At 73.9% G+C, this 16,699-nt stretch carries 12 protein-coding genes and 1 pseudogene; 9 read left to right on the top strand and 4 right to left on the bottom strand.

What is annotated here, in order from left to right; translation table 11 throughout:
* The 3 genes from ABEA04_RS22555 to ABEA04_RS22545 all read right to left on the bottom strand — a co-directional run bounded on the left by ABEA04_RS22555 (window position 1) and on the right by ABEA04_RS22545 (window position 6,258).
* A complete protein-coding gene (locus ABEA04_RS22555; RefSeq protein ID WP_345464483.1) occupies window positions 1-2,433 on the bottom strand; it encodes a carboxypeptidase regulatory-like domain-containing protein in 2,433 nt (810 codons plus the stop codon).
* Between the two features lie 205 nt (window positions 2,434-2,638).
* Complete coding sequence (locus tag ABEA04_RS22550; protein ID WP_345464480.1) at window positions 2,639-4,519, bottom strand: ATP-binding protein; 1,881 nt, start codon at window positions 4,517-4,519, stop codon at window positions 2,639-2,641.
* Window positions 4,520-4,590: 71 nt separating this feature from the next.
* The gene (locus ABEA04_RS22545; RefSeq protein WP_345464477.1) at window positions 4,591-6,258 is read right to left on the bottom strand and encodes an eCIS core domain-containing protein; all 1,668 of its coding nucleotides are present in this window, start codon (window positions 6,256-6,258) and stop codon (window positions 4,591-4,593) included.
* 138 nt (window positions 6,259-6,396) lie between these two features.
* On the opposite strand from ABEA04_RS22545, the gene ABEA04_RS22540 reads away from it, so the two are divergent.
* From ABEA04_RS22540 to ABEA04_RS22530, 3 genes are read left to right on the top strand one after another with little or no spacing between them, the layout of a single operon-like run.
* The gene (locus tag ABEA04_RS22540; protein ID WP_345464474.1) at window positions 6,397-6,987 is read left to right on the top strand and encodes a Pvc16 family protein; all 591 of its coding nucleotides are present in this window, start codon (window positions 6,397-6,399) and stop codon (window positions 6,985-6,987) included.
* Window positions 6,984-7,499 carry a septum formation family protein gene (locus ABEA04_RS22535; protein WP_345464471.1) on the top strand — a complete coding sequence of 172 codons (516 nt, stop codon included), beginning with the start codon at window positions 6,984-6,986 and terminating at the stop codon, window positions 7,497-7,499. The genes ABEA04_RS22540 and ABEA04_RS22535 overlap by 4 nt, the downstream gene beginning before the upstream one ends.
* 32 nt (window positions 7,500-7,531) lie before the next feature.
* Window positions 7,532-7,921, top strand: a complete 390-nt coding sequence (locus ABEA04_RS22530) for a DUF4280 domain-containing protein (RefSeq protein WP_345464468.1) — start codon at window positions 7,532-7,534, stop codon at window positions 7,919-7,921.
* Window positions 7,922-8,733: 812 nt separating this feature from the next.
* Here ABEA04_RS22530 and ABEA04_RS22525 read toward each other — a convergent pair.
* Window positions 8,734-9,801 (bottom strand): helix-turn-helix domain-containing protein, encoded by a 1,068-nt coding sequence (locus ABEA04_RS22525; protein ID WP_345464465.1) that lies wholly within the window; start codon window positions 9,799-9,801, stop codon window positions 8,734-8,736.
* Window positions 9,802-9,989: 188 nt separating this feature from the next.
* On the opposite strand from ABEA04_RS22525, the gene ABEA04_RS22520 reads away from it, so the two are divergent.
* The 6 genes and pseudogenes from ABEA04_RS22520 to ABEA04_RS22495 all read left to right on the top strand — a co-directional run.
* A complete protein-coding gene (locus ABEA04_RS22520; protein WP_345464462.1) occupies window positions 9,990-11,564 on the top strand; it encodes a phage tail sheath family protein in 1,575 nt (524 codons plus the stop codon).
* 106 nt (window positions 11,565-11,670) lie between these two features.
* Entirely contained in the window at window positions 11,671-12,147 is a 477-nt protein-coding gene (locus ABEA04_RS22515) for a phage tail protein (RefSeq protein ID WP_345464459.1), read from the top strand.
* Window positions 12,144-12,686, top strand: a complete 543-nt coding sequence (locus ABEA04_RS22510) for a hypothetical protein (RefSeq protein ID WP_345464456.1) — start codon at window positions 12,144-12,146, stop codon at window positions 12,684-12,686. The genes ABEA04_RS22515 and ABEA04_RS22510 overlap by 4 nt, the downstream gene beginning before the upstream one ends.
* A 21-nt stretch (window positions 12,687-12,707) precedes the next feature.
* A complete protein-coding gene (locus ABEA04_RS22505; protein WP_345464451.1) occupies window positions 12,708-12,881 on the top strand; it encodes a DUF6760 family protein in 174 nt (57 codons plus the stop codon).
* Between the two features lie 29 nt (window positions 12,882-12,910).
* Complete coding sequence (locus ABEA04_RS22500) at window positions 12,911-13,390, top strand: phage tail protein (protein WP_345464449.1); 480 nt, start codon at window positions 12,911-12,913, stop codon at window positions 13,388-13,390.
* A 1-nt stretch (window position 13,391) separates the two neighbouring features.
* Window positions 13,392-16,699, top strand: a pseudogene (locus ABEA04_RS22495) (hypothetical protein); the annotation flags it as partial.

The following is a 16,699-nucleotide window of genomic DNA, read 5'->3' as shown; positions in this document are numbered from 1 at the left end:
CTACCGCCCGCCGTCGGTGAGACGCAGGTCCTGGTAGCTGGTGAGCCCGGCGATCACCCGGACCATCGCGGTCTGCTGCTGCAGCGGCATGCCAGCGGCGTCGACGCCGGTCACCGTCACGCTGTAGGTGCCCGGCTCGAGGCCCTCGACGCGGAAGCCGCCGTCGCCGTCGAGGCTGCCCGGCCCGCCGCTGGTGGCGGTGACGATGTTCAGCCCGTCGGTGAGGGTGATGGTGGCGCCCTCGAAGGCGCGACGCTCGGGGCCGGTCACGTTGCCCGCGATGCCGCCGAGCTCGTTGTCGAGCGTGACCTCGAGCGACTCGGCGGGGCCGGCGTCGCCGAGGCTGAGCGGCACGGTGGTCGGGGCGTAGCCCTCGGCGGTGAAGGTGAGCGTGTAGTCGCCCGGGGCGGTGAGGCCGCTGAGGCTGAACCCGCCGACGTCGCCGGTGGTGAGCGTGGTGGTGGCGGGGATGACCACGACCGGGTCGGTGGTGCCGTCGGTGGTGCCGTCGGAGGTCGTGGTGCCGGTGGGGTCGATGCCGCCGACCGTCACCGAGACCCCGCCGATGCCGACGCCGTCGCGGCCCTTGACGTGGCCGGTGACGCTGCCGGTGCCGGCGGTGAGCACCGCGGAGACGTCGCTGCGGCTGGTGCCGGCGCCGAGCTCGACGGTCTGGGTGGTGCTGCCGTAGCCGTCGGCGGTGAAGGTCAGGGTGTAGGTGCCGGGGGTGGGCAGGTTGGGGATGGTGAAGGCGCCGAGCGGCGCGACGGTCGGGGTGATGACCGTGACATCCAGGCCGTCGACGACGGTGCTCACGGTGACGCCACCGAGCGGGTTGCCGTCGCTGTCGGCGACCGAGCCCGAGACCTGCCCGGCGTCGGCGTCGGGGACGATGCTCGGCTGCAGCCGCTGCTCGCCGCCGTTGACCGTGGTGGTGACCGTCTTGGTCTTGTAGCCGGCGGCGCTGAAGCTCAGCTCGTAGGTGGCCGGGGCCAGCAGGCCGGTGAGCTCGTAGGTGCCGTTGCTCGTGGTCAGCGAGGCCATCACGCCCTGGCGGTTCGGGACGTCGAGGGCGCGCGCCTTGACGGTGACCGGCACGCCGCCCGAGCCGAGGTCGAGCTCCTGGTCGATCGTGCCGGTGATGCTCGCGGCCTGGCCGCGCACCAGCACGTCGCGCAGGCCGTTGGTGGCCTGCGGGGCGACCTCGACGAGGTCGGCGCCGCGCTGGCCGGGGGAGCCGGGGTACCACAGCGGGTCGTAGCCCTCGGCGCTGAAGCGCAGCACGTAGGAGGTCGGGAACAGTCCGGCGATGCTGTAGCTGCCGTCGCTCTGGGTGGCCGCCGAGCTGACCTGCTTGAGGCCGTCGGGGGTCTGGCGCAGCACGTCGACGGTGATGCGGCCGACCGGCAGCTTGTTGCTGACCGCGAGCACGGTGCCCTCGATCGTGCCGCCCACGCCCGGTGGCACCTGGCCGTCCTTGGGCAGCGCACCCGGCGGGTCGCTGGCCGCGGCGGGGGTGAGGTCGTCGACCGCGTCGGCGGCGAAGAAGGAGGTGGCGGGCGCCTTGGTGACCGGGTCGCCGGCGAGCACGCCGCGCAGGCCGAAGAGGAAGACCGCCGCCCACACGGCGACGATCGACATCAGCACCAGCGCGGTGATCAGGCCGCGGCTGAGGATCGGGCGCTGCTTGAGGACGACGATCGCCTCGGCCGTGAGCTCGGGGGCCTGCTCGGTCTCCTCGGGCTCGGTCGCGGCGGGGGCGTCGGTGACGACGTCCGGCTCGCCGTCGGCGAGGGAGCCGTCGAGCTGCTGCTCGAGCTCGAGCATCGCCGGGATGCTGTGGGCACGCTGCGCGGTGAGCGTGACCTTGACCGCCCGGTCGACCTCGCCGCCGGTGATCATCCGCGGGCCCTTGACCGCGAGGATGGCGGGCACGGTGGCGCCGGGCTCGACCCGCAGGGTGCGCGGGCTGAAGCGCGCGGTGGACTTCGCGTCCTCGGTGACGGACTCGAGGGTGACGTCGAGCGCGGTGTTGCCGGGGTTCTCGACCTGGAGCAGGAAGCGCCCGCCGCGACGCGAGCGCAGGGTCGCGGGGCTGCGGTGCAGCTTGACGGCCGGCCGCGCCGAGACCGACAGATCGAGGTCGAGGTGCTGGGTGGGGGCGCCGGTGCCGTGCGAGACGGCCTCGACGGTGATCGGGTGGCTGCCGGCGGTCAGCGTGCTGGGGACCGTGACCTGCAGCGTGATGCGGCCGTTGGCGCCGGGGAACAGCGGCAGCAGTCGCGGCTCGGAGACGACGGTGGCGTCGGGCAGGCCGATCAGGTGGGCCGAGATGCCGTCGATCAGGTCGGCGTTGTTGACGACGTCGACCTCGATGGCCACGGTCGACCCGGGCTCGACCTGCACCACGCGGTGCTCGGTCGCGAGCCTCATCGCACGCTCCGGACGCCGGGCTCGCGGCGGCTCGGGGCAGGGCGGAAGCACGGACGTCGCGGGACGTCGGTGGTTGCGCAGCCGTGCACGGTGAGCCTTCCGAGAGAGCCGAGATCGATCGGACGAGCCGAGACTAGGAGCGCCCGAGCGGCCGCGTGGGCGAATCGGGGAAACTTTGCTCACCTCTTGAGGTGGACAACTGCTCTCAGCGGGACGCGTTACGCACCGCGGCCAGCCAGGGCCCGTACTGGGAGTCCTGGGTGCGGCGTCCGAGCTTGGTGAACTCGGTGGTCACGGCGCTGAGCACCTCGACCATGCCGACCTCGGTGCCGGCCGCCGCGGCGGCGAAGGCGGCGGTCAGCGCGGCGTTGCGGATGGACCCGCCGGTGAGGTCGAACTTCTCGGCCACGAATGCCAGGTCGAGGTCGGCGCGGGGTGCGCCGCCCAGCGAGCGGTCCCAGATGCGCTCGCGCTCCTCGGCGGTCGGCACGCTGAAGGCGACGGTGACGTGGATGCGGCGCAGGAACGCCTGGTCGATGTTGCCCTGGAAGTTCGAGGTCAGCACGACGACGCCGTCGTAGGTCTCCAGCCGCTGCAGCAGGTAGGAGACCTCCATGTTGGCGTAGCGGTCCTTGGCGTCCTCGACCTTCGAGCGGCTGCCGAACAGCGAGTCGGCCTCGTCGAAGAGCAGCAGGTAGTTGCCGGTGTGGGCCGCGGAGAAGATCTCCTCGAGGTTCTTCTCGGTCTCACCGATGTACTTGCTCACCAGCGCCGACAGGTCCACGCGGAACATCTCGAGGCCGAGCTCCTTGGCCACCACCTCGGCGCTGGTGGTCTTGCCGGTGCCCGACGGACCGGAGAACAGCGCGACGACACCGGGGGAGGGGTAGAGCGAGAGCCCCCAGTCGTCGTGCACCCGGCTGCGCTGGTGGTAGCGGTCGACCAGGTTGCGCAGCTGGCGCTCCTGGGACGGCGGTAGCACCAGGTCGTCCCACTCGACCCTCGGGACGATGCGGGTCGCGTGCTGCAGGAGGGAGCCCGTCGCGGTGCGCCGCAGCTGCTCCTCGGCGTCCGGGACGCCGGTCGAGACGTGCGCCGTGACCCACAGCTGCTGCGCCGTCGGGCGTCGGATCGGGGGAGCGGCGCTCGGGTAGACCGCAGCCCACTCGTCGTCCGTGACCGCCGGCGGGTCGGCAGCCACCTCGAGGAACGCCTGCTGCGGCAGGGACTCGAGGGGGAGCGGGCGGGACGAGGTGAGGGCCACGGGCAGGTGCTCCGCGCGCTCCAGCCACTCACGCCCCGCCGAGTCGAGCCGATCGCCGGTCTCCAGCACGAGGCCGGCGCCGACCAGGCTGGCCTGCCGCACGAGCGTGAGCCACTCGTCGTCGCTGGTGGGCACGCGTGTCGAGATGAACACGTCATGCCTCGTGAACCGCACCGCGGCCTGGCGGCGCCGCACGGGGTCCTCACCCACGACGAGCACCTTCTCGGAGGCGCCGAGGATCCGGTCGTCGTCGCCCTCGTCCGTCACGAACTCGGTTCCGGGCGGCAACGCTGGGTCGAGGCTCGGGTCGCCCAGCAGCGCCCACAGCACGCGGCGCGGCACCAGCACCTGCGCGCCGGCCATCGGGACGTCGGACTCCAGCGAGACGAGTCCGGCCCGCGTCAGGCGTGAGTTCGGAGCGAGGACGCCGAGCACCTCGGGGCCGAGCAGGTCGACGAGCAGCTGGACCGTCGGTCGCGCCGGGGTCCGCGCGGGGCGAACGAGCGTGCCCAGGAGCGTCAGGAGCCGCCCGTCGAGTTCGATCCCCGCGCACACGGCAAGGGTCTCGGCCTCCAGCTGGTCGAGCCCGACCGTGTGCACGACCGTCTGCAACGGTCCGGGCGTCGCGGCCGCCTGTCTAAACGCTTCACGTGCCCGCTCCACCTGGGCGCGGCCCAGGTCGACGTCGCCGGGCGACCGCACCTCGGTCACCGCGTGCTCGACGAGGGCAGTGGCGAGCATCGTCCAGTCCGCGACCACCTCGGGCGTGTTCGAGGTCGTCGACCGAGTCGTCTCGTCCGACCGGTCGTCGTCGTCATCCACGGGCTTGCGGTTGCTCACTCTCGTCGGTCGGCAGGGGCCGCCCTGCCGGTCGGGCTCGTCAGCTCGGTCTGCTACTGCTCGGGCTCGGGCTCGGGCTTGACGCCGAGGTACTCGGCGCGCCGCTTGAGCTCCTTGTAGAAGTCGTCGCCCCCGCCGTGCTTGCCAGCGGACTTCGTCGCCTTCTTGATGGAGGCCTTGGCGCCATGGTGGTTCTTCATGCCCTTCCAGCTCCACTTGCTGGTGGTGAAGACCTTGACGATGTGGGCCTCACCCTCCTTCAGGCCGCGCTCGAACTCGGCGACCATCTGCTGGTAGCGCGAGGTGGTGCCGTCGGGCTTCTGCTTCGACCAGAGCCTGATGTCGTCGTCACCGGCGAAGGTCTGCGCCTTGGCGAGCATCGAGTCGACACACCAGTCGGCCAAGTAGTGCTTCGAGTCGCGCAGCATCTGACCGCAGTAGCTGATCCACTGCTGTCGGTTGGTGTAGCCGAGGCTCATCTCGTCGCCACCCCCGGTTCCGGGATCGACGTGGTCGATGAGCTTGATGTTGCCCTGCGGCGTGTAGAACCAGTTCTCGAGGTTGCCGCTGTAGGCGCGGTCGCGATTTCCGAGCAGGAAGTCGATGGCGGTCATGTGGCCCAGGGCGGCCATGTGTCCCGGCTGCGTGAGCTTGTCGCGCAACCCCGTGGAGCTCGTCTGGTCCTCTGTGTCGCCCTCGCCCTTCGTCTTCGTCTTCGCTTCCTTCATGGCCGACGTGCCGGCGGCGAAGCTCATCGCCACCACGCTCTTGCCGGTCTGGGCGAGCAGGCCGCGCGCGTTGTCGGCGGCAGCCACCTCGGGCGACTTGCCCTGGACCGCGGGCAGGTTGGCACCACGGTCGGCCCAGGACCCGTCGAGGATCTCGTTCTGGGCCTTCATCCCGATCAGCTTGTACAGCTCGCCGCGGTCCTTGCTGTCGAGCGGCCGCTCGACCACGGACTCCGCGTCGCTCAGCGTCTGGTGGAGGGCGCCGGCGAGCATGCCGAGGGTGGCGGGCTGGTCGTCGGGCTTGACCACCAGGACGTCGTCCTTGCTGTCGCCGTCGAGGAACCAGACGTCCTTGTCGGCCAGGGTCCTGATCTGCCAGGCGTTCTGCATCGGCAGGCGCTTCTTCCGGTTGCCGACGCCCTCCCACAGGCGGTGCACGCGCCGCGCGCCGCCGCCCTGCTGCTGGGTGTGGGCGATCTCGTGGGCCAGCACCCGCTCGCCGGCGGCGGTGCCGGGGTCGAACTCGCCGGCGCCGAAGAAGATGTCGTTGCCGGTGGTGAAGGCGCGGGCCGAGACCGAGCGGTTCAGCTGCGCGGACTCACCGTCGGTGTGCACGCGGACGTCGGCCAGCGAGCGGCCGAACCCGGACTCCATGCGCGAGCGGACGTCGTCCGGCAGGGCCTGCCCGGTGCCGCGCTTGCTCTCGATGCGGCTGGTCAGGCCGTCGGAGATGGCGCCGCCCTCGTAGCCGACCTCCGGCGCGGCGGACGGCGCGGCGATGCGGGCGACGCCGTGGCAGCCGTCGTGGATGTGCGTCTCACCGGTCTCGCCGCCCTGCAGGCGCGAGATCACCTGGTCGGCGACCCGGTCGGCCTCCACCTCGGCGCGGTCGTCGGCTGCGCCGACGACGAGCGGTGCGGCGACGCGGCGGACAGGAGTGGCAGGCGCTGCCTGCTCGCGCTCGTCGGTCTCGGGATGGGCGAACTCGGCCATGGCGCGCACGGTAGGCACACGAGGCCCGGCCTGTCAGGGGTTCGGGTCAGGATTTGCCGGCCTGGTCCGGGTGGTCCAGACCAGTGGTCTGCGCCGTTTCGGGTACAGCGGAGCGGTCCGGGTGCCACACTCGCGCCCGTGTTCATCAACAACGTGGACAGCGGCCTGGAGCGCATGGTGCGCGACCGGCTGCCGTTGCCCGAGGACATCGGCGACGTCACCTTCGACGCCCCGACCTCCACGTGGTCGGCCCAGCTGTCCCGCATCACGGTGAGCTTCTTCCTCTACGACGTGCGCCGCAGCACGCTGCCCTCCCGCTCGGCCACCCTGCGACCGCAGGAGGGCCGCCAGGCCCTGCGCCGGCGTCCGCAGCCGATGGTCGAGCTGTGCTACCTGGTCAGCGCCTGGGCCGGCAGCTCGCGCGACGAGCACCAGCTGCTGGGCGACATGATCAGCCTGCTGGCCGCCACCGACTCCATCCCGCAGCCGCTGCTGCCGGACGAGCTCTCGACGCCGGTGCAGCTCTCGATGGGCGACGACCGCAGCCTCGGGCGCGAGCTGTGGGGCTCGATCGGCGGCAACCTCAAGGGGTCGGTCACGCTGCTGGCCACGGTCGGCGCCGACTCCTTCGACTGGGAGGAGCAGGCTCCGCCGGTCGAGCGCATCGCCGCGATGGCCGAGCGGATGGTCGAGCCCCCGACGTCGCGGTACACCGGCGCGCTGGCATGAGGCGTCGGCGCGGTCCCGCGCTGCTCGCCGTCCTGCCGCTGCTGGCTCTGCTCGGTGGCTGCGGCCTCTTCGACGGCGACGACGACACCGAGGCCGAGGACGTCTCGGTCTTCGACATCGAGCCCGGTCAGTGCTTCCTCGCCGAGGAGGACGTCGAGGCCGAGCTGAGCGACCTCAAGCGGGTCGACTGCGACCAGCCGCACGACCAGGAGTACTACGTCGCGGTCGACTACGTGCCCGCCGACCCCGAGGCCGACGCCGACGTCTTCCCGGGTGACGAGGCGCTGACCACCTTCGCCCAGGGCGCGTGCGCGCGGGAGTTCAAGCCGTACGTCGGCATCGACTACCTCGACGCCCCCGACCTGTTCTTCACCTTCCTGCTGCCCTCGCCCCGCTCGTGGCAGGAGGGCGACCGCTCGGTCGACTGCTTCATCATCGGCAACGGCCAGACGCTCGAGGGCTCGGCGAAGGACTCCGGCGGCGACCTGTCCGACGGTTCCGGCGACCAGTAACCCCTCCGACCCCCAGCAACGAGGAGACCACGATGCCCAACCCCGTCGTCGGCACGGCGATGGCGGCGTGCAGCTTCGGCGTCGCGCCGTCCACGCTGAACTTCCTGCCCACCTCGAAGGTGGTCATCGAGGGCAAGCCCGCGGGCACGATCATGGACTTCGCGCCGGGAGTGAACATCCCGCCGTTCGGGATGTGCAACAGCCTGGCCAACCCCACCGTGGCCGCGGCGACCGCGGCCGCGCTCGGCGTCCTGACGCCGATGCCCTGCGTGCCGGTGACCGTCGCGCCGTGGGCCCCGCCCGCGCCCAAGACGATGATCGGCGGCAAGCCGGCCCTCCCGGCGACCGCGATGTGCAACTGCGCCTACGGGGGCGTGATCACGATCTCGATGCCCGGCACCATGAAGACGCAGATCAACTGACCCGACCCACCCCACCGCACGGACCCCGAGCGTCTGCGCGGACCGTCGTCGAGACCCCCGAAGGTCAATGCGAACGCGCCCGCACGGACCCTGAGCCTGTCGAAGGGACGGCGCTCGCGAACGTCGTCGAGGTAGGGCCGGTGGTTTCGACGACGCTCGCTGGGGCTCGCTGCTCAACCACCGGAGTCGGCGCGACCCTCGCCGTCGACGCGCACCCGCCGCACGGACCCTGATCTTGTCTAAGGGACGACGGTCGCTGGGGCTCGCTGCTCGACCACCGGTGGTCGAGCAGGCCGAGCGTCTGCGCGAGGCCGTCGTCGAGACCCCGGAGGGTCATCGCGAAGGTGCCCGCACGGACCCTGAGCTTGTCGAAGGGACGGCGCTCGCGAGCGTTGCCGAGGTAGGGCCGGTGGTTTCGACGACGCTCGCTGGGGCTCGCTGCTCAACCACCGGTGGTCCGAGCAGGCCGAGCGTCTGCGCGAGGCCGTCGTCGGGACCCCGGAGGGTCAACGCGAGGGCGCCCGCACGGACCCTGAGCTTGTCGAAGGGACGGCGCTCGCGAGCGTTGCCGAGGTAGGGCCGGTGGTCTCGACGACGCTCGCTGGGGCTCGCTGCTCAACCACCGGAGTCGGCGCGGCCTCGCCGTCAACGCGCACCCGCCGCACGGACCCTGAGCCTGTCGAAGGGACGACGCTCGCGAGCGTTCCCGAGGTAGGGCCGGTGGTCTCGACGACGCTCGCGGGGCTCGCTGCTCGACCACCGGTGGTCGAGCAGGCCGAGCGTCTGCGCGAGGCCGTCGTCGAGACCGCGGCTCAGCCGGTGGGGCGGCGCACCCGGTCGGTCCAGACGAAGGGGCCGGGGAGCACGTGGGTGCCGGTGACGAGGTCGCGCATCAGGCCGGTGAGGTCGTCGGCGCAGCCGCTGGCGCCGCGGGCGAGGGCGGGCTGCTCGGCCAGGCCGAGGCAGACCTGCACCAGCCGCAGCCAGTGCTCGGAGTCGTCGGTGATGGCGACCTGGGCGCGGCCGTGCCGGGCGAGCAGGGCGCGCACCTCGGGGTGGCCGGCCACGCCGGGGGAGTCGGTGACGAGCGTCAGGTCGGGGCAGGCCCGGGCGTGGGTCGACTGCAGCCGGGCCACCAGCCGCAGGAAGCGCTCGAGGTCGAGGGCGCCGCGCCGGGTCAGCTGGGCGGGCTCCGCGAGCGCGGCGCGCAGCGCGGCGAGCAGCTGGATCGGCCCGAGCCGCACCGCCATGGCCGCCCCGTCGGCCTGGCTCGGCGCGTGCCGGGTGGCCGGCGTCGTCCCGGCCGGTCGTGAGCTGATCGCGAGCAGCCGCACGTCGCGCGCCACCACGACGCCGAGCACCGCGCCCACCTGCAGCGTCAGCCCGGGGCGGGTGGCGAACCGGTAGGTGCCGGCGCCGTGCGGGTGCACGCCGTAGCGCCGCCACGCCCGAGAGACCGTGCTGCGTCCGACGCCGAGGTGCTCGGCCAGCATCCGGCACGACCAGCGGCCGCCGGCGCGGGACGACGCGGGGGAGCGCAGCGTCGCGGCGACGATCGAGGCGTCGTCCACCTCGCGGCGCGGGCTCAGCGCCCGCTCGAGCAGGCCGTCGAGCCCCTCGTCGAGGTAGCGCGTGCGCCACTGGTGGGCGGTCTGGCGGCTCACCCCCACCGCGCCGGCCACCTGCGTCGGCCCCAGGCCGCGCGCCGAGAGCAGCACGACCCGCGAGCGGATGCCGAGCGCGCTCGAGGTGGCCGCCCACGCCGAGAGCTGCGGGACGTCGCCGGGGCGCAGGTCGAACCGGGTGCCGGCGCGGCCGCGCTCCGGGGCGGGGAGCACGTCGCCGTCCCACCTGCCGGCCGCCGCCCGGTCGTCGTCCACGCCGCGATCCTGGGCCACGGGCACCCCGTCTGTCCGCCGAACGCCGAGATTGCGTCAAGACGGTCTGGGACGCCTGATGGTCACTTGTGACTAGTTGGGGGCAATCCTCTGCGGCCACACCCCGAGGGGTTGAAGAGTCCGTCTCGCCAGAACGTGACGTGCGTTCTCCCAAACCGAAGTGAGATCCCATGCCTACCTACACCGCACCCGGTGTCTACGTCGAAGAGGTCCCGTCCTCGCAGAAGATCCTCGCCGCGGCTCCCACCGCGGTGGCGGCCTTCGTGGGCTTCACCGAGCTCGCCCCGACCGACGACCCCAACGACCCGCAGGGCCTCGCCCCGCGCCTGGTGACCAGCTGGACCCAGTTCGAGAGCCTGTACGGCGGCTTCGCCCCCGGCTGCATGCTCCCGCTGTCGGTCTACGGCTACTTCGCCAACGGTGGCTCGATCGCCTACATCTGCCGCGTGCCGAACACCGAGCCCGCCGGCGAGCCCTCGAAGGCCGCGCTGCCCGCCGCCGACCGCGCGCTGGGCCTGCCCGTCGCCGTCGAGAGCGTCGAGCCCGACGCCAACATCGCGATCCAGGTCTCCACCGACGACGCCGGTGACACCGACGACGAGGGTCCCGCCACGTTCACGATGACCGTCCTCGAGAACGGCGAGGCCGTCGAGACCTTCGAGAACCTCGACTTCGGCTCGGGTGACAGCAACGTCGCCACCAAGGTCAACGCGACCTCGACCAAGATCAAGGTCGAGCTCGACCTCGACAAGGACGCCGACCTGGAGAACCAGCTCGAGCTGGTCAAGCCCGGCGTCTACGACCTCGAGAAGGCCGCCCCGACCCCGGTGCCCGTCACCGGCCGCAAGTTCGCCGGCTCCGAGTCCGCCCGCAACGGCATCAACGGCCTCGCCGTGGCCGAGGACGTCACCATGGTGATCGTCCCCGACCTGATCACCGCCGCGACCAAGGAGGACGGCAGCGTCGACCTGGGTCTGTGGAAGGCCGTGCAGACCGCGCTCATCTCCCACTGCGAGCAGAACGGCAACCGCATGGCCGTCCTCGACTCGCCTCCGGGGATGAACCCGCAGCAGATCAAGGAGTGGCGCAGCGAGGTCGCGATGTACGACTCCGCCTACGCCGCCCTGTACTACCCCTGGGTCAAGGTCGAGAACCCGATCGGCGTCGACGGCGACACCGAGATCCTCATCCCGCCGTCCGGCCACATCGCCGGCGTCTGGGCCCGCACCGACGACACCCGCGGCGTGTGGAAGGCCCCGGCCAACGACACCATGCGCGGCGTCCTCGACATCGAGCGCTCGGTGACCCAGAACGAGCAGTCGCTGCTCAACCCGATCGGCATCAACTGCATCCGCCCGTTCGGCACCCGCGGCATCCGCATCTGGGGTGCGCGCACCCTCAGCTCGGACACCGACTGGAACTACATCAACGTCCGCCGCCTGTTCAACATGGTCGAGTCGACGATCCTCGAGGGCACCCAGTACGCCGTCTTCGAGCCGAACGACATCTCGCTGTGGGAGGGCGTCAACCGCACCGTCAGCGGCTTCCTCCGCGGCCTGTGGACCGCCGGCGCCCTCACCGGCGTCTCGGCCGACGAGGCGTTCTACGTCAAGTGCGACGCCGAGACCAACCCGCCGGAGTCGGTCGACGCCGGTCTGCTCGTGGTCGAGGTCGGCATCGCGCCGGTCAAGCCCGCCGAGTTCGTGGTCTTCCGCATCAGCCAGAAGAAGCAGGTCTCCGGCTGAGCCGGCTCGACCGGTCCTGCCGGTTGAGCCACCCGTCCGTCTCCACCACACTTATCCCACCAAGCCCACCGGCCCCTCCGGTGGGCAGACAAGGAACAGCTAGCTGATGAGCGATTCGCTGATCGCGACCGACCCGATCGTCGCGCAGAACTTCTACCTGGAGATCGCGGGGGAGAACATCATCCTCACCGGCGTCTCCGGCCTGGACGTCGAGGCCGACGTCGTCACCATCCAGCAGGTCGGCGCCACCGGCCGTGCCGAGGCCGTCAAGACCCGCGGCAACGTCAACAAGGCCGCCGACCTGACGATCACGCGCATGGCCCCCATGGACGCCATGGCCGACCCGATCTGGACCTGGTTCAACGACATCCGCACCAAGGGCTTCAGCGGCTCGGCCCGCACCGCCACCCGCAAGGACGGCTCGATCGTGCTCTACGACGGCGCCTTCACCGAGGTCGGCCGGTTCAACTTCTTCAAGGGTTGGCCGAGCAAGATCGCGACCGACGCGGTGAGCACCGACTCGAACGACGCCGTCAAGGAGACCATCACCCTGGTCATCGAGAGGCTCGACCGCGTCAAGTGAGCTCTCTGCGAACGGAGTACGAGTTCACGTTGCCGCGTGGCTACGTGGACGACGACGGTGGTGTCCACCGCAAGGGCGTCATGCGCCTGGCGACGGCTCGCGACGAGCTGGCGCCGCTGCGCGACCCCACCGTCTCGGGCCCCGACGACCCCCGGCTGACGATCCTGGTCCTGACCAGGGTCATCACGAGGCTGGGGCAGGTCGAGCTCATCAACTCCTACGTGATCGAAGGACTCTTCGCCGTCGACCTGGCGTTCCTCCAGGACTTCTACGGCGTGATCAACTTCGGCAACCAGGAGGAGTTCGAGGCCCTGATCGCAGCCCAGGAGCAGACGGCGCTCGTGGGGACGGCTCCGGCCGCCCCCGCGGCGCCGGCCGCTCCGGCCCAGGACGCCGCCCCCGCCGCCGACTCGCCCAGCGAGCCGGCGGACGGGGGCGGCGCCCCGGCGTCCCCGGCCTTCTCGGGTCCCCCCGACCCGGGTGCCGACCGCCCCAACCTGCGTCGCAGCGTCGAGGAGCTGCCGCGCCGGTCGTCGTAGGGGAGCGCTCGCACCGCGATGATGCGCTACCCCAGCGACGCGCTGTGGCAGGAGATCGCCTACCTGGCCTATCACCTGCACTGGTCCCTCGACGACCTGCTCGACCTCGAGCACATGGACCGGGTCCGGATGGTCCGGGCGGTCGTCAGCCTGAACGAACGAGCCTGGCAGGTGGTACGTGACTATGGTCGGTGAGTCGATCGACGCGACGGTCGGTGAGCGGCGTGTCTGAGAGTGCTGCCGAGCAGCCCCTGGGCGGTGACCTGCCCATCGCCAACCGGTTCCTCTTCGAGCTCGACGGCGTCGAGATCGGGGTCTTCAAGGAGCTGACCGGCCTGCAGGTCACCGTCAGCGTCGACGAGATCCGCGAGGGCGGCCAGAACGGCTTCAGCCACCGCGTGCCGGGCCGGATGACGTGGCCCAACGTCGTCTTCCGCCGTGGCGTCACCTCCAGCAACGCCCTGTTCGAGTGGTTCCAGAAGTCCTCCGGCGAGGGCTTCGCCGGCGCCGGCAACAAGCTCACCCGCTCCACCGGCGCCATCACCGCCCTCGACCACATCGGCACCCGGCTGCGCGCCTGGGAGCTGATCGACGTCTTCCCGGTGCGCTGGAAGGGGCCCGACTTCAACGTCCAGAGCATGGACCCCTTGGAGGAGGAGCTCGAGATCACCCACCACGGCTTCCGCGCCAAGACCCAGGTGTGACGTGACCCGACCCCCCGATCCCGACGCCCCCCTCGCCACCGCGCCGTGGCTCGGCACCGCCGTGCGACGGCGCTTCCGCATGCCCGGACCCCCGGTGGGCCGACCGCTGCCCTCGCGCATCGGCACCCTGACGTCCGCCGTCTCCCGCTTCGCGGCCGCGACCTCCCGCCCGGTCGAGGTGCGCCGCTCGCTCGCCGGCCCCGCGCCCGGCGTCCGCCCGCCCCGGTGGTGGAGCGGCTGGGAGCCCGAGCCCGCGGCCCCGCTGCCGCCCGCCGTCCCCGGCTCCACCGCGCGCCGCTCGGCGCTGGTGCAGCGCGTGGCGTCGTTCCGCGAGATCGGCCCGCCGCCCGGTGTGGACGCCGCCGCGCCCGCCGCGAGCGAGGCCGCCAGGTCGACCGGATCGACCGGGCCGACCGGTTCGACCCCGTCGACGCAGGGCCCGGCCGGGGTCACGAGCACCCCTGGCCCGTCCGCCTCCGTGGCGTCCGCGCCGTCCGCGCCGTCCGTGCGCGCAGTCGCGCTGCGCCGCACCCCGGCGTGGCTGACGCCGGCGCGTGAGATCGACGTCGAGACGCTCCCCGAGCGCAAGCTGCCCCGCGCCGCCCACGCCGTGCCCCACGAGGACACCTACACGCCCGGGGGCATCCTCGGCGGCCTCACCGGCGAGGCGGTGCGCGTGCGTCGCCACGCCGAGGTGCAGGCCGCCGGCGCGGTGTTCACCCCCAGCGACGCCGCCCGGCTGCAGGCCGTGCGCCGCGCCACGGCCCCGCCGCCCGAGCCCGCCCCGCCCGTGCGCCGGGCCCCGGCCGCACCTGCCCCCGCACCCGCTCCGCCGGCTGCCCCGACGGCGTCCGCGACGTCTGGACCGGCCGCGACCGTGGCCCGGACGACGGCGCCTACCGCCGCGCCCACCCAGCCCGACCCCGGCCCCGGCCCTGACGCCGGCCCCGGCGCCGGTGGACCGAGCGCGACCGGCCCCAGCGGATCCGGCGGATCCGGCGGATCCGGCGGATCCGGCGGCTCGGGTGGCTCGAGCGGGTCCGGCGGGTCCGGCGGCGGGTCCGGGCCGGCACCGACGCCGACGTCCGGCCCGGCCGCCCCGTCCCCGTCCGCGGCCGCGCCGCCCCCCAGCCCGGCCGCCCCCGAGGCCGCGGTGCGTCGCTCCACCACCCCGGACGCCCCGACCACGCCGTCGAGCGCCCCGACCACGCCGTCGAGCACACCGTCGAGCACGACCGCTCCGTCCGGTGGGTCCGGCGCGGTCACGTCGTCGGCGCCCACCACGGGGGGCGCCGCCCCCGCGCCCGGTGGCGCCGCCACGACGCCGGTCATCGCCCGCACCGCGGTCGACGCGGCCGCCCCGGCCGCCCCGTCGGCGCCCGCCGCCGCCACCCCTGCCGCTCAGACCGCCGGTCCGACCGCGCCACCGGCAGCCGCCCCGAGCCCGGCCCCGCTGCGTCGCCGCGCCAGCTGGCAGCTCGGCGAAGGAGCCGGACGCTTCGGTCACGCGATCCGCCGCCAAGCCGTGGCTGCCGCCGGCGGCCACCGCTGGGCGGGCTCGGCCCCGGCCGGACCGTCCGCCACCGCGCCCGTCGCCGCCCCCGTACGACGCGCCGCCGCCGGCCTGCGCACCGAGACCGGGTCGCGCCCGCTCACGCCCGCCGTGAGCGCCGCCGAGCCGATCGCCGCCGCGGGCTCGGTGCTCATCGACCGGGCCGGCGCCACCGGCGCCTCGGCCTCCGTGAGCCGCCGCGACCTCTGGTCGGCCGGCAGCGTCGTCATGCGCCAGGCCGGACGCAGCGCCGGTCTCGCCGTCTCACCCGCCGGGTCCCGCTCCGTCGCCGCCCCGGTCGCCCGGCGCACCCCGGCCGCCCCGTCGGCCCCGTCCTCACCGTCCTCACCGTCCGCACCAGCGGCGCGCGCGACCGGCACCCCCGCCGCGCCGGCCACCCCGAGCACGCCGACCGCCGCCCCGGGGTCTCCGACCGGGACGGGCACTCCCAGCGCCCCCAGCACCCCCGGCGCGCCGACGTCCTCGCCCGTCGCGTCGGCGTCCGCGCCGTCGGCCCCGTCCGCGCCCAGCGTGCGTCGCACGGCCACCGACGCGGCGACGCCCACCGGCCCGGCCGCCCCGCCGACGTCTCCGACGCCGACGGCCGGCGGCCCCACCGGTGCGACTGCGCCGACCGCACCGACCGCACCGACCGCGCCGATCGCCCGCACCACGGCCCCCGGCGCTCCGGGCGCTGCGACCGCCACCGGCTCCGTCTCGAGCCCGGACGCCGGCCCGGCCGTGTCGCCCGCCGTGACCGGGCTCCGTCGTGCCCTCGATCCCACCCTGCCCGCCAGCTCCGCCGGCTCCGCCACCTCCGTGAGCGGTCCCGGTGCCGCGACGGCACCGGGCGCCACCGCGAGCCAGGTCCTCGACTCCGGCAGCACCGGCGGTGACGCCGCCGCGACGCCGCTGCTGGCGCGCAGCACTGCCCGCCCGATGCGCCGGCTGTGGCGGGGCGACCACGTGATCGCGCCCGCCACCGACGTCCGTCGCCAGGTCGCGAGCGGTCGTCCCGGCGCCCCCGCGACGCCGATCGCCACGGCCGCCGCGACCCCGCTGCGCCGCCGCGCCGACGAGGCGGCCGCCCCGGGCGCGCCCGCGCCCGCCCGCCCCTCGCCCTCGGCGCCCCCGGCCGCCTCGACGGCCCCGGCCGCCCCGATGGCCCCGAGCGCCCCGACGGCTCCGGCGGCGGCGTCCCCGACGGCCGCCCCGGTGTCCGGCACCTCGTCCGCCGACCCCGCCGGCCCCACCCCGGCGGTCGCCCGTCGCCGGGTCGCGGACGGAGCCACCCCGGCCGCAGCCGCCGCAGCCGCCGCAGCTCCGACGGCCCCGACGGCCGCCACGTCCGCATCCCGGACCACCCCGGCCGCCGGCTCACCCGCCGGCGGCGGCGCCCCGGCACCGGCCGCGACGCCCCACCAGGCGGCAGCGGCGGCGGCTCCCTCGGGCGCGGGCGTCACCGCCGTGACCGCACCGGCCATCGTCCCCGTGCTCGGCGGCGCGACGGGTCTCGGCGTCCGTCGCAGCGTCGCCATGCCCGACCTGCTCACCGTGCGCCGCCACGCCCGCCACCGCATCGACGAGGCCCGGCCGCTGGCCAGCGCCGTCACCGCCGGCGACGACATCCGTCCGGCGGCGGCGAGCGCCACCGGCGCGTCCCGCCCCGCCGCCGGCGCGGCGACCACGCGGCGCCCCGGATCGCCCGCGGCCCCGTCGGCCCCGTCGGCCCCGTCGGCCCGCTCGACGCCGGCCTC

The organism is Nocardioides marinquilinus (assembly GCF_039543705.1).
Classification (GTDB): Bacteria; Actinomycetota; Actinomycetes; order Propionibacteriales; family Nocardioidaceae; genus Nocardioides; species Nocardioides marinquilinus.
Note: the sequence above shows the minus strand (reverse complement) of the source record. Positions and strands in the feature narration are given on the sequence as shown.